The following is a 13,117-nucleotide window of genomic DNA, read 5'->3' as shown; positions in this document are numbered from 1 at the left end:
CCCCTACGTTTGTAACAGCAATGACACCAGGGATGGCTTTTTGCTGTTACACGTAATATTAATAGTAATGAGAATGTTTCTTTGTTACATTTTTCACGCTTTTTTGACACGTTTGGTCAAACTTTGAGGCGAGTGCCTCGTGTGATTTTCAAAGGGAGGGGGCGTTCGGATGGCTAGCAACAACAAGGGACAATTCAGGGTAAAAGCCTTGGCAGCGCTGGTTGCCACGGTCGCGTGTCAGGGGTTGGCATGGGCTGAAGAGGCACCTGCCACGCCCGCGAAGCGATCAACGATTCAATTGCAGAACTCGGTGGTGAGCGGTGAAGCGCCGGTGCAAGAACAGGACGTCGGTTACCAGGCCAAGAACAGCACCGCGGGCACTAAAACCAGCACTCCATTATCAGAAACGCCGCGTTCTGTATCGGTGGTGACACGTCAACGCATTCAGGACCAGGGCTCGCAGACCCTCACCGACATCCTCGGTTATGTGCCGGGTATTTTCGCGCCGCCGTTTGCGGTCGGCGACGGTCTGGCCGGCGACCTGTTTTCCATCCGCGGTTACAACGCCACCGACTACGGCTACGGATTGCTCAAGGACGGCCTGCGTCTGCAAGGCAACCGTTATGACACCACCACCGAGCCCTATGGTCTGGAACGCACCGAAGTGTTCCGTGGGCCGAGTTCGATTCTGTACGGTGAAAACGCGCCGGGTGGCCTGGTCAACCTGGTCAGCAAACGGCCGACCGAAACCGCGCAGGGCGAAGCCAAGTTCAGCTATGGCAGCAACAATCGCCGTCAATTGGGCCTGGACGTGTCCGGCCCGCTGACCGATGACAACCGCATTCTGGGGCGCATCGTCATGCTGGGTCGCAATGCCGATACCCAGGTTGACTCGGTACCGGACGACCGTCTCTACATCGCCCCCTCGATGACCTTCAATTTCGATGAAGACACCGCCCTGACGTTGCTGTCGTCGTACCAGCGGGATCGCACCAAGCTGCTGCTGGGCTATCCGGCCGCAGGCACGTTGCTGAACAACCCGAACGGCAAGATCGGCAAGGACCAGTTCAACGGCAACCCGAACTGGGACGACTTCGAGCGTGAGTCCTGGACGCTGGGGTATGAGTTCAGCCATCAGCTCAATGAAAACTGGCAGTTCCGGCAGAACTCGCGCTACATGGAGTCGCGCGTGGATCGGCATGAGACCTGGCCCGGGAACTTGAGCAATGGCGGGTTTGGCAGCACCATCGTGGGTTATCAGTCTTACGATCGTGACAACAAATCCATCGCCTATTCAGTGGACAACCAGTTCGAAGGGCACTTCACCAACGGCGCGCTGGAGAACACCGTGTTGCTCGGTGCGAGCTATGATCGTACCTCTTACAATCAGGATTGGGCCGCAGGGGTAGGAGCGGGCTTCGACGTCTTCAATCCGGTGTTCCCACCTGGTAAACCAGGCACCCCTCTTACTGTCCAGAACTCTCAGCTGGATCAACAGATGTACGGCCTGTACAGCCAACTGCAGAGCAAGTACGAAAACTGGATCTTCTTGCTGGGCGGCCGTCAGGATTTCGTGAACAGCAAGTACCGCAACCGTGAAGGCACTATCAGTGGTGTGTCCGATCTGGACGGCTGGGATCACCGGTTCAGCTGGCAGACCGGCGTGATGTATCAGTTCGAGAACGGTATCTCGCCTTACGTCAGTTACTCGACGGCGTTCACGCCGGTGCAGCAGTCTTCGCAGCCCAACGGCGAACTGCTCGATCCGATCCTCAGTCACCAATACGAGGTGGGGTTGAAGTATGAACCGGCTGGTTGGAATACCACCTTCAGCGCCGCTGTGTTCCAGTTGACCAAGACCCATGATGTGGTGGCCGGCAGCAACGGTTTCAGCCGTCAGGTGGGGGAGAGCGAGTCCAAGGGTCTGGAGCTTGAAGCGAACAGTGACATCACCCCGAACCTCAGCCTGACCGCGTCTTACACTTACACCGACGCGCGGGTGACCAAGGATGCGCCGGGGTCGTTGTTCGAGGATCATCAATTGACCGGTATTCCGCGTAATCAGGCGTCGACCTGGGCGACTTATCGTTTCCTCGAGGGGCCGTTGAGCGGTTTCCGTCTGGGCGGTGGTGTGCGCTATTTCGACAATACGTTCGCGTATACCGCGCCGACGCTGTACGGCAAGCTGAAAACCGGGGATGTCACGCTGGTGGATGCGTTGGTGGGCTACGACATCGACAAGCATTGGTCGGTGGATGTGAACGCGAAGAATCTGTTCGACAAGGAGTACGTCAGTGGTTGCAACAATGCCGGGCGTTGCTACTGGGGTGAGGAGCGCACTGTGATGGGGACGGTTGCGTTTCGTTGGTGATGTGATTGGGTAATCGCGTAGTCGGGCAGGGGTCTGGCTGACGCCAGACTGGTTTCGCCTTTGGCGAGTTACTTGGAAAAGCACCCCAAGTAACCAAGGGTGCTTGCTCCTGGCTGGGTTCCTCCTTCGTCGGAATTCCCTCACTCCGACGACGCTCCGTGGGCCCGCCGCCATCCGCCATCCATGGCGGGTGGCGGCTCTCGCGGCATCCATGCCACTCGGCCCACTGCGCGTCGCCTGCGCTCGGCCTGCGCCCAAGTCGCGATGTGTGGCGTTTGGGCGTTTGCGTTCGAAGATCAAGATCAAAATCAAAATCAAAATCAAAAACAAAGGCTGTGGCGCGAATTTATGCGCGGATGGTCGTTTGGGCGATGGAGGCGCCTCTCTGATTTTTTCATCGAACCACTAATCATCCCGCTCGCTTGATCGTCTTTTAGATACGGCCGCCTGCACGCGGCGATTCAACATTGACGAGGTCCTCACATGAGCTTTGACGGCGAAAACACTCAGTTCCGCGTAGTCATCAACGACGAAGAGCAATACTCGATCTGGCCCGACTACAAGGCGATTCCCGATGGCTGGAAAAGCGTCGGCGTCGAGGGCGACAAACAGACCTGTCTCCAGTACATCGAAACCACCTGGACCGACATGCGTCCCCTGAGCCTGCGCAAGGCCATGGCCTGACAGAACCCATTCCCTGCGGAGCGTCTTGCCCATGAATATGCGCATGCTTACGCCACATCAGCTTCATGTCGAAACCGGCTTCCCGCTGCGGGTCTACCCCGCTCAGACCGGTGCAACGCTGGCGGCCGAGTTCGACAATCTGCGCGGCGTGGTCGAGCAAATGCTTGAACGCGACGGTGCGATTCTGTTCAGCGGGTTTGCCAGCGACGGCGTCGAGGGCTTTCAACGGTTCGCCGCCGCCTTCGGGCATCCTTTGCTCAACTACGAATTCGGCTCGACCCCACGCAGCCAGGTCGACGGCAAGGGCGTCTACACCTCCACCGAATACCCGGCGCACCGCTCGATCCCGCTACACAACGAGCAGGCCTACACCACCGAATGGCCCATGCGCATCTGGTTCTACTGCGCCAAGGCCGCGGCCAGCGGCGGCGAAACCCCCATCGCCGACAGCCGCGAAGTCTTTCGTCGGGTGAATCCGGCGTTGCGCAAGCGCTTCCAGGACAAACGCCTGATGTACGTGCGCAATTACGGCAACGGCCTGGACCTGACGTGGCAACAGGTGTTCAACACCGACCGCCACAGTGACGTCGAAGACTACTGCCGCAAGCGTGGGATCGAGTGTCAGTGGAACGAGGACGGCGACCTGCGCACCCGTCAGTCGGTGCAGGGCGTGGCGCAGCATCCACGTACCCGGGACTGGGTCTGGTTCAATCAGGCGCATCTGTTCCACCTGTCCAACCTGGACCCTGAAATGCAGGAAATTCTGCTGGACACCGTCGGCGAAGAAGGACTGCCGCGCAACGTGTATTACGGCGACGGCAGCCCGCTGGAAGAGGACGCGCTGGCGGAAATCCGCGGCGTGCTCGCCGAGTGTGAAGTGGTCTTTCCGTGGAGCACGGGCGATGTGCTGATGCTCGACAACATGCTCACCGCGCATTCGCGCAAGCCTTTCAGTGGTGAGCGCAAGGTGGTGGTGGCGATGGCCGAAGGCGTCGACGGCAACACGCTGATCAATACCCCATGAGTCCGGAATTCATGCAAAAAACCAAACTTGTTTACGTCTGGTCGTTGCGTAACGCATCGGCCGACAAGGCCGGCCAGTACGTGGATTACCATGGCGAACGGCGCTACATGAAATCACCGCTGGAGTATCTGGCCTATGCGCTGGATCACACACCATTGGGCGATCACTACTCGCTGGAAGCGGTGCTTTGCGACGATGACCCGGCGTCGGCCCGCGATCGGGAGAACATCAAGGACTACGGCTTTACGCCGGGGCAGGGCGAGCATTGGTTCTATCCGCCGCAGCTGACCGTGCAAGGGCGTCTGATGAACGACCTGCTGGAAAACGTGCCGTCGTCCTATCGTGCGTTGCCGTTGGGAGACAGTCAGCGGCCGGCGGGCAAGTCCGATTTCGAGCGTCGCCTGGGCCAGCGGCTGCACGCGCTGCAGGCCGAGGTCGTGGTGCTTGACGGGCTGCTGGTGATCCTCGATGAGCTGGTGCGGCCTGGCGCCGATTTTCATCGTCGCATCGTCAATATTCACCCGGGGATCACCCGTCTCGAGTCGCCGTATGAGCGTCGCGGCGCTTACGCGACCCTCGATGCCTTGTACGGCGCGAAAGGCAAAAAGGTGATCGACTGGACGACCCGCGAAACCATCGACATTCCGGTGGTGGACATGACCGGCGCCTCGTTCCATTACGTCGACAACGGGATCGATTCGGGTGAGGTCATCTTCGATGTGCTGGACACCCCGATCGCGCCGGACGACACCATCCTGGAACTGCGCTGGAACAACTTCAACAACAGCCTGTTTCCGGCACTGGAGCAGGGGTTGTGGGTGTTGGCGCGGCGTCAGCCTCATTAATTGCCGTCGCGCCCGAGCGGCGTCAGCCAGGGCGATCATGCCGTGATCCCTGCGCTGGCGCCGTTGTTCATTGCCGACTTCGAGCACTACCGCGAGGTGCTGGTGCTCGCGGACGATCCGCGTCCGGGCGTGCCGCTGCGCACGTTGTCGAGCGCCGGATACCTGGGGCCGCTGCTGACCCGCTTCGGCACCCGCTACCACGTGCCGGACCTGCGCGGGGTGGCGTCGATCTGGTCCAAATACTACTTCATCAAACTCATCCCGCCGGTGGTCGCGGCGTCCTTGCTGCTTGACCGCCGCTTGCCGCTACACCTCGACCACCTGCACGTAGTGCTCGACGACGAACAGTTGCCCGTGGCGTTCAAACTGCCCCACGAAGGTGAGCGCTGGGCACCCGCGCCGGCCGACGCTTTTCAGCGTTTTGACGCGTTGATCGAAGGCCATCTGCGGCCACTGATCGACGCCTTGGCCGGACACGCTGGCGTCTCGCCCCGAGTGCTGTGGAGCAATGCCGGCAATTATTTCGAGTGGCTGCTGGGGGTGCTCGCTGGCGCAATGCCCGGAGCGGACCTGAAAGACGGGCACGCGTTGCTCAACGCCCGGACCACGCCCGATGGCCGCCGCAATCCAATGTATCAGCCTGTACGCTACATGTCGGTTGATGGCCAGTCAGCGCTGATACGCCAGCGTCGCGTGTGCTGCGTGCGTTATCGGGTGGATGATTTGCCTCATTGCGAGAACTGTCCACTGAGTGCAAGCAGGCGAAACGGTGATGCCGGGCCACACCTGATTTCAACCGGTTTGTAGCGTGTACGTGCGATAAAAATGCCATTGCTGATTTACCTGACGTCAAAAAGCCAGTAAAACCTTTCAAGTTGTATGACCTCTTGCCGATAGGTAAAGACCACATGACTGGAAGGTGTTTTCCCCCATGAAGCTTACCGTCAAGAGCAAGCTGCTCTGTCTTGCCATCATTCCCGCCCTGCTTTTCGCGCTGATTCTCAGTGGCGTGGCCGCGTGGATGCTGCAAAGCAGCGCCGATCAGGAAATGAAAGAAACCCGCGAGCAACTGGTCGAGCGCAATCGCCAGGTGTTGCAGAACTACGTGCAGGTGGCGCTGACCACGATCAAGCCGTTGCACGACGCATCCGCTGCCGGTGACATGGCCGCGCGGGACAAGGCGCTGGAGTTGCTCAAGCCGATGAAATACGGCGATGACGGTTACTTCTTCGGCTACGACACCAAGGGCGTGCGGATCTTCCGCGGCGACAGCCCGGCCGGCGTCGGCAAGAGCTTCTGGGACACGCGCGATCCGGACGGCACCTACCATTACCAGACCTTCGTGGAAGTGGCGAAAAACGGTAAGCATTACATCGATTACGCCGCGCCCAAGCCAGGCGATGAAGCCGTTCAGGTGCCCAAGCTCGGTTACACCGTGTACCTGGACAAGTGGGACATGGTGCTGGGCAGCGCGATCAACATGGACGACATCGATGCCGCCATGGTGAAGGAGCAGCAGGCAGTCACTCAGCGCACCCACACCATCCTGACCAGCGTGTTCGTCGTCACTCTGGTGCTGTTGCTGGTCACCGCTGCGGCAGGCATCTGGACCGCCAACGGCATCGTCCGTCCGCTGCGCGTGCTCAAGACCAACCTGGATGACATCGCAGCCGGCGACGGCGACCTGACCCATCGTCTGGTGGTCACCAGCCGCGACGAGCTGGGCGATCTGGCGACCTCGTTCAACCTGTTCGTCGACAAGATTCACGCCATGGTCCGGCAGATCGCGCAGATGACCACCGACCTTGCCGGCCTGGTGGAACAGGCCACGCAGCAGACCTTGCGCTCGGAGCAGGCGATGCAGCGTCAGCGAGAGGAGACCGATCAGGTCGCCACCGCGATTCACGAAATGTCTGCGGCCGCGCAAGAAGTCGCGAGCAGTGCGCAGCGTGCCGCCGAGGCTGCTTCGCAGACCGATGAGCAAGGGCAGGCCGCGCGTAAAGTGGTGGGGACCAGCATCACTGGCATGAGCTCGCTGGTGAACGACATCCGCCTGAGCGGCACCAGCCTGGACAGCCTGCAGCAGGACGTGCGCTCCATCGTTTCGGTGCTGGACGTGATTCGCTCGATCGCCGAGCAGACCAACCTGCTGGCGCTCAATGCCGCCATCGAAGCGGCGCGCGCCGGAGAAGCCGGGCGCGGTTTTGCCGTGGTCGCCGATGAAGTTCGCGCGCTGGCCAGCCGTACGCAGCAAAGCACGCAGGAAATCCAGGGGATGATCACCCGACTTGAAACGGGCACCCATGCCTCGGTCGAAGCCATGCGTCGCTCCACCGAAGCCGGCGAAGGCGCCAATCAGAAGACCAACGAGGTCGGCGTCTCCCTGGATTCCATTTCCACGCTGATCGGCACCATCAACGCCATGAACGCGCAGATCGCCAGCGCCGCCGAGGAACAGACATCGGTCGCTGAAGAGATCAACCGCAGCGTGCACCAGATCGCCGGTGCCGTGGAAAACCTCGCCGAAGAAACCGAACAAAGCTCGCGCACCATGCGCGACGTGTCTGCGCTGGGCGGCAATCTCAGCGCGCTGGTCCGCCAGTTCAAGATCTGATGAATCGTTTAACCCCGCCGCTCGGGTAGAACCGGGCGGCAATAACTGGTTTAGTGACGCGCAAATACTTAGCCAGGCAATGATTAGCTGGCAATCGAATTTCCCTGCGCGCGACCTTTCAGGCTCGCTGCGTCGGGAGATCCATAAGAAGAAACCACAAGAAAAACGAAGCACACCCGTGTTCAGTCTCAGGAGAAGTGAAAGATGTTCGATGACGACACCTCCCCGGCGCGTCGCGATTTTCTACGCAAGTCGCTGACGCTCATCCCCGTCGTAACCCTGGCCAGTGCAGGCCTTCCTTCCAGTTCATTCGCGCAGACGCCGGCCAGCGATGCCGGGCAAACGCCTTCCGCCGTCCCGGGCGGTGGGTACAAACCGACCTTCTTTACCCCGCAGGAATGGGCGTTTGTGATCGCCGCCTGCGACCGTCTGATTCCCTCCGACGCTGTCGGCCCCGGCGCCGTTGAGCTGGGCGTCCCCGAGTTTCTCGATCGCCATATGCAGACGCCTTACGCCAATGGTGGCATCTGGTACATGCAGGGCCCGTTCCTCGAAGCCGAACCGGAATTCGGTTATCAAGGCCGCCTGAACCTGCGCGAAACCCTGCGCATCGGTATCAAGGCGATGGACGCCAGTTGCAAAAAGACGTTCTCCGGCAAGGCCTTCGCCGAGTTGTCCCACGCCCAGCAGGAAGAACTGCTCAAGGCGGCCGAGGGCGGCAAGCTGGTGCTGGAAGACATCTCCTCGAAGCTGTTTTTCACCAACCTGTTGAACGAGGTGCGCAACGGCTATTTCGCCGACCCGTCCCACGGCGGCAACAAGAACATGGGCGCCTGGAAGATGATCGGCTACCCCGGCATGCGCGCCGATTACATGGACTGGGTCACGGTGCGCGACAAGCCGTACCCGCTGCCGCCCGTCGATCTGGCCGGACGGAGGGGATAATCATGGCGAACGCAAAACCGAAAGTGGATGCCGTGATCGTCGGCATGGGATGGACCGGGGCGATCCTGGCCAAAGAGCTGACCGATGCCGGTCTGCACGTGGTGGTGCTGGAGCGCGGCGCCGATCGAGACACGCAGCCTGATTTCGCCTATCCGAAAGTGGTCGATGAGCTCGAAGGTTCGGTGCATCGCCGCTACCTGCAAAGCCTGTCTCAGGAAACCGTCACCGCCCGGCACAACCTGACCTCGACGGCCGTGCCGTATCGGCAGATGGGCTCGTTCAAACCCGGCACCGGCGTCGGCGGCGCGGGCAGTCACTGGTCCGGCTGCCATTTCCGCGCGCTGCCGGAAGATTTCAAACTGCGCAGCAACGTCGAGCAACGCTACGGGGCGAAATTCATTCCGTCGGACATGAGCATTCAGGACTTCCCGGTGACTTACGAGGACCTGGAACCGCATTTCGATCACTTCGAATACGTCTGCGGCACCTCCGGCAAAGCCGGCATCATCAACGGCGTCAAGCAGCTCGGCGGCAACCCGTTCGAGGGCTCGCGCTCGCGTGAATTCCCGCTGGGCCCGAACCCCAATTACCTCGGCGCCGAGATGTTCTACAAAGGTGCCCGCGAGATGGGCTGGGACCCTTATCCGATCCCGGCATCCAACGCTTCGGCGCCTTATGTCAATCCTTACGGCTGCCAGATGGGGCCGTGCAACGCCTGCGGTTTCTGCAGCGACTACGGCTGCCTGAACTACTCCAAGGCCAGCCCGAACATCAGCATTCTGCCGGTGCTGCGTCAGCGCAAGAACTTCGAGCTGCGCACTCACGCGCAGGTGCTCAAGGTCAACCTCGACAGCGACGGCAAGAAAGCCACGGGCGTGACCTACCTCGACGCCCAGGGCCGTGAAGTCGAGCAGCAGGCTGACCTCGTCTTGCTCTGCGCGTTCTCGCTGTACAACGTGCACCTGATGCTGCTGTCCGGCATCGGCAAACCGTATGATCCGCAAACCGGTGAGGGCACGGTCGGGCGCAACTACTCGTACCAGAACCTCAACCGCGTGGTGCTGTTTTTCAACAAGGACGTGCAGGCCAATCAGTTCATCGGAATCGGGGGTGCCGGCACCACGATGGACAACCTCAACGGCAATCAGCTGGACAACGCTCAGGCCGGTTTCGTCGGTGGCGGGATCATCTGGGCTCGTCAGCCGGGCGCCGGACCGGTGCGTGGCATCAACGTACCGCCGGGCACGCCGAACTGGGGCACCGCATGGAAACAGGCGGCCAGCGATGCCTTCCGTCATTCGTTCTACTTCGAAGTGCAGGGCGCCTGCATGTCCTACAAACAGCATTACCTGAGCCTGGATCCGACCTACAAAGACGGCTTCGGCCGGCCACTGTTGCGCATGACCTTCGACTGGCACGACAACGAGGTCAAGGCCTCTCAGTTCCTGGTGGGCAAGGCCATGGAGATGTCGAAGGTGCTCAATCCGACGGCGCTGTCGGGGGACGCCAAGAAACCCGGCGAGCACTACAACATCACCAAGTACCAGAGCACCCACACCTGTGGCGGCGCGATCATGGGCAGCGATCCGAAGACCTCGGCGCTCAATCGATACCTGCAATCGTGGGACGTGCACAACGTGTTTGCCATCGGCGCCAATGCGTTCCCGCAGAACAACGGCTACAACCCGACCGGCATGGTGGGTGCGCTGGCGTACTGGTCGGCCAAGGCCATTCGCGAGCAGTACCTGAAAAACCCCGGCCCGCTGGTTCAGGCATAAGGAGAAACGACCATGAAAAAGTTTCTCTTGAGCCTGGTATCACTGGCGGTGGTGGTGTTCGTCGCGCTGCTGGTGTTCGCCTTCTGGCCGACGACAACCCCGACGCTTGCGGCTGCCGGGGATGCCGATCAGGCCGCGTTGATCGAGAAGGGCCGCTATCTGGCCGACGCAGGCGACTGCACGGCGTGTCATACCGCGAAAGGGGGCAAGCCGTTCGCCGGTGGACTGCCGATCGCCTCTCCCATCGGCACGCTGTACAGCAGCAACATCACGCCTGACAAAGCCACCGGCATCGGCAATTACACGCTGGATGAGTTCGACCGTGCCGTCCGCCATGGCATTGCCGCCAATGGCAGCAGTCTGTACCCGGCCATGCCATATCCGGCCTATGCGCGGACCAGCGATGACGACATGCGGGCGCTGTATGCCTACTTCATGCAGGGCGTGGCGCCGGTTACTGCCCAGAACCGCGCCAATGATGTGCCGTGGCCGTTGTCGATGCGCTGGCCGCTGGCGATCTGGCGCAAGGTGTTCGCACCTGCGCCGCAAGCGGTCGTCTTCGATGCCAGCCGTTACAAGGATCCGCAGATCGCACGCGGCGCCTATCTGGTGCAGGGACTGGGACACTGCGGCAGTTGCCACACGCCGCGTGCATTGACCTTGCAGGAGAAAGCGCTGGATGAGTCGGGCGAGGCTTATCTGTCGGGCGGTCCGGTGATCGACGGCTGGCTGGCGGTCAATCTGCGGGGCAATCCCGCGGACGGTCTGGGCAGTTGGACCCGCGATGACATCGTGGCGACCTTGCGCAGCGCACGCAGTACCACCCACGCGGTACTGGGTGGCGCGATGGGCGATGTGGTGGTTCACAGCACCCAGCACCTCAACGATGCAGACCTGCAAGCCGTCGCCGCCTACCTGAAAACCCTGCCGCCGACTAAGGATCAGGTCGCAAGCTTCAACGCTGATCCGGCCACGGCCAAGGCGTTGGCAGCAGGGCAGGAAGACAGTCGCGGCGCCGAGCTGTATGTGGACAACTGCGCGGCCTGTCACCGCACCAATGGTCAGGGCTACGAGCGGGTGTTCCCGAAGATCGCGGGCAACTCATCGGTGCTGTCGCAAGACCCGGTGTCGATGATCCGTCTGGTGCTGGCGGGCAGCAAGCTCCCGGCCACTGCAACGGCGCCTTCGGAACTGGGCATGCCGGGTTTCGCCTGGCGACTGTCGGATGAGGAAGTGGCGCAGCTGCTGACCTTCATCCGCAGCAGTTGGGGCAACCAGGCGCCGGCGGTGAACGTCGAGGAGGTGACGAAGCTTCGGGCGACCCTGCCCAAGGAATCGCCAGCGGTGAGCCGCACGGACATCGCCAAGCCTTGAGGTCCGGCTCTCACTCAGCCTGAATCTGATCGTTCCCACGCCCTGCGTGGAACGATCATTGACTGGCACTTCGACCTGCAGGACCGCATCACGCTGCACTGTCGTGGCTGATAACCCTGTAGGACCGGCTGAAGCCGGTCCTACAGACCGCGCCGGCAAAGACCCGATTACGCCTCCCGCCCGCGCAACCCGCTCTTCCCGTAAAACGCCACCACCACAAAACACCCCAATGGCAGCAGATACGCCAGCGCCGTCGAGAAGTGGTCGGCGACCAATCCCATGAAATACGGCATCAGCGCGCCGCCGACGATGGCCATGATCAGGAACGAGCTGCCACGTTTGGTGTGGGGGCCCAGGTTTTTCACGCCCATGGCGAAGATGGTGGGGAACATGATCGACATGAAGAAAAACACCGCGATCAACGCCACCACGGACACGCTCTCGACACCGCTGACCACCACGGCGCACAGCGCGACGTTGATCCACGCATAGACCATCAGCAGCCGCTGGGCGGGGATACGTCCCATCAGCCAGGTGCTGAAGAAACGCCCACACATGAAGCAGATCATCGCCACCGACAACAGATAGGCAGCGGTCTGGCTGGTCATGCTCGCCCAATGCTCGGTGACGTAGTTGATGAAGAACGCGCCGACGCCGACCTGTGCCGCCACGTAGAAAAACTGAGTCACGACGCCGCCGACGAATTCACGGTGCTGCCACAGCGTCTTGCTGTCGCTGCGCTGAATCCCGGATTCCTGCTCACGCAGATCGGGCATCGGCGTGCGGGCGAAGAGGGCGGCGACCAGCAATACGATCACCGCGATTACCACGTAGGTCGTCTGCAGCGAGCTGTTGTCAGTGGCCGCCTGGGCGCCGCCGAAGAACAGCGCGCCGCCGAGCAGCGGGCCGACGAACTGGCCCAGGCCATTGAACGACTGCGCGAGGTTGAGCCGGCGCTCGGCGCCTTTGGGGTCGCCGAGCACCGTGGCGTAAGGGTTGGCTGCGGTCTCCAGGCATCCCAGCCCCAGCGCGATGACGAACAGCGCGAACAGGAAGAACGGAAAGCTCGCGGCACTGGCGGCCGGCATGAACAGCAGCGCGCCCGCGGCGTAAAGGCACAGCCCCAGCAGAATCCCGGCCTTGTAGCCGAAGCGGTCCATCAGAAACCCGGCGGGCAGGGCGATGATGAAATAGGCGCCGAAGTAGGCCGCCTGCAACAGGCCGGACTGCGCCTTGCTGACATGCAGCGTTTCCTGGAAGTGCTTGTTCAGGACGTCGAGCAGGCCATAGGCCAGGCCCCAGAGAAAAAACAGGCTGGTGACCAGCATCAACGCCATCCGCACCGATGGCTCGGCGCGACGGTACACTTGGGTTTCGACTTTCGTGTCTTTGGTCAACATGACGCTCTCCTATTGTTTTTGTTGGGGCGTGAAACGTGACGGTGGGTGATGCATCGATTCCTGTAGGAGCGCGCTTGCCCGC

At 61.3% G+C, this 13,117-nt stretch carries 9 protein-coding genes and 2 pseudogenes; 10 read left to right on the top strand and 1 reads right to left on the bottom strand.

The window, feature by feature from the left end; all coding sequences use genetic code 11:
* Positions 1-169: 169 nt before the first annotated feature.
* From QRN36_RS18875 to QRN36_RS18835, 10 genes and pseudogenes are all read left to right on the top strand, one after another.
* Positions 170-2,371, top strand: a complete 2,202-nt coding sequence (locus QRN36_RS18875) for a TonB-dependent siderophore receptor (protein ID WP_285425450.1) — start codon at positions 170-172, stop codon at positions 2,369-2,371.
* A gap of 483 nt (positions 2,372-2,854) precedes the next feature.
* Complete coding sequence (locus tag QRN36_RS18870) at positions 2,855-3,055, top strand: MbtH family NRPS accessory protein (RefSeq protein WP_093459280.1); 201 nt, start codon at positions 2,855-2,857, stop codon at positions 3,053-3,055.
* Positions 3,056-3,092: 37 nt separating this feature from the next.
* On the top strand, positions 3,093-4,079 hold the full coding sequence (locus QRN36_RS18865; RefSeq protein WP_373568770.1) for a TauD/TfdA family dioxygenase: 987 nt from the start codon (positions 3,093-3,095) through the stop codon (positions 4,077-4,079).
* 11 nt (positions 4,080-4,090) lie between these two features.
* Entirely contained in the window at positions 4,091-4,924 is an 834-nt protein-coding gene (locus QRN36_RS18860) for a formyltransferase family protein (protein ID WP_285425448.1), read from the top strand.
* Positions 4,925-5,731, top strand: coding sequence for a siderophore-iron reductase FhuF (gene fhuF, locus QRN36_RS18855; RefSeq protein ID WP_306470473.1), 807 nt, complete (start codon positions 4,925-4,927; stop codon positions 5,729-5,731). It abuts the gene before it with no gap.
* A 124-nt stretch (positions 5,732-5,855) separates the two neighbouring features.
* Positions 5,856-6,680: pseudogene (locus tag QRN36_RS27650) on the top strand (cache domain-containing protein); the annotation flags it as partial.
* A 363-nt stretch (positions 6,681-7,043) separates the two neighbouring features.
* Positions 7,044-7,538: pseudogene (locus tag QRN36_RS27645) on the top strand (methyl-accepting chemotaxis protein); the annotation flags it as partial.
* Positions 7,539-7,742: 204 nt separating this feature from the next.
* Positions 7,743-8,483 (top strand): gluconate 2-dehydrogenase subunit 3 family protein, encoded by a 741-nt coding sequence (locus tag QRN36_RS18845; protein ID WP_285425446.1) that lies wholly within the window; start codon positions 7,743-7,745, stop codon positions 8,481-8,483.
* Between the two features lie 2 nt (positions 8,484-8,485).
* Positions 8,486-10,261, top strand: coding sequence for a GMC family oxidoreductase (locus QRN36_RS18840; protein ID WP_285425445.1), 1,776 nt, complete (start codon positions 8,486-8,488; stop codon positions 10,259-10,261).
* A 12-nt stretch (positions 10,262-10,273) separates the two neighbouring features.
* On the top strand, positions 10,274-11,635 hold the full coding sequence (locus QRN36_RS18835; protein WP_285425444.1) for a c-type cytochrome: 1,362 nt from the start codon (positions 10,274-10,276) through the stop codon (positions 11,633-11,635).
* A gap of 167 nt (positions 11,636-11,802) precedes the next feature.
* On the opposite strand, the gene QRN36_RS18830 is transcribed toward QRN36_RS18835, so the two are convergent.
* Entirely contained in the window at positions 11,803-13,035 is a 1,233-nt protein-coding gene (locus QRN36_RS18830; protein ID WP_285425443.1) for a sugar MFS transporter, read from the bottom strand.
* Positions 13,036-13,117: the final 82 nt, after the last annotated feature.

Source organism: Pseudomonas sp. efr-133-TYG-103a (assembly GCF_030209235.1).
Classification (GTDB): domain Bacteria; phylum Pseudomonadota; class Gammaproteobacteria; order Pseudomonadales; family Pseudomonadaceae; genus Aquipseudomonas.
Note: the sequence above shows the minus strand (reverse complement) of the source record. Positions and strands in the feature narration are given on the sequence as shown.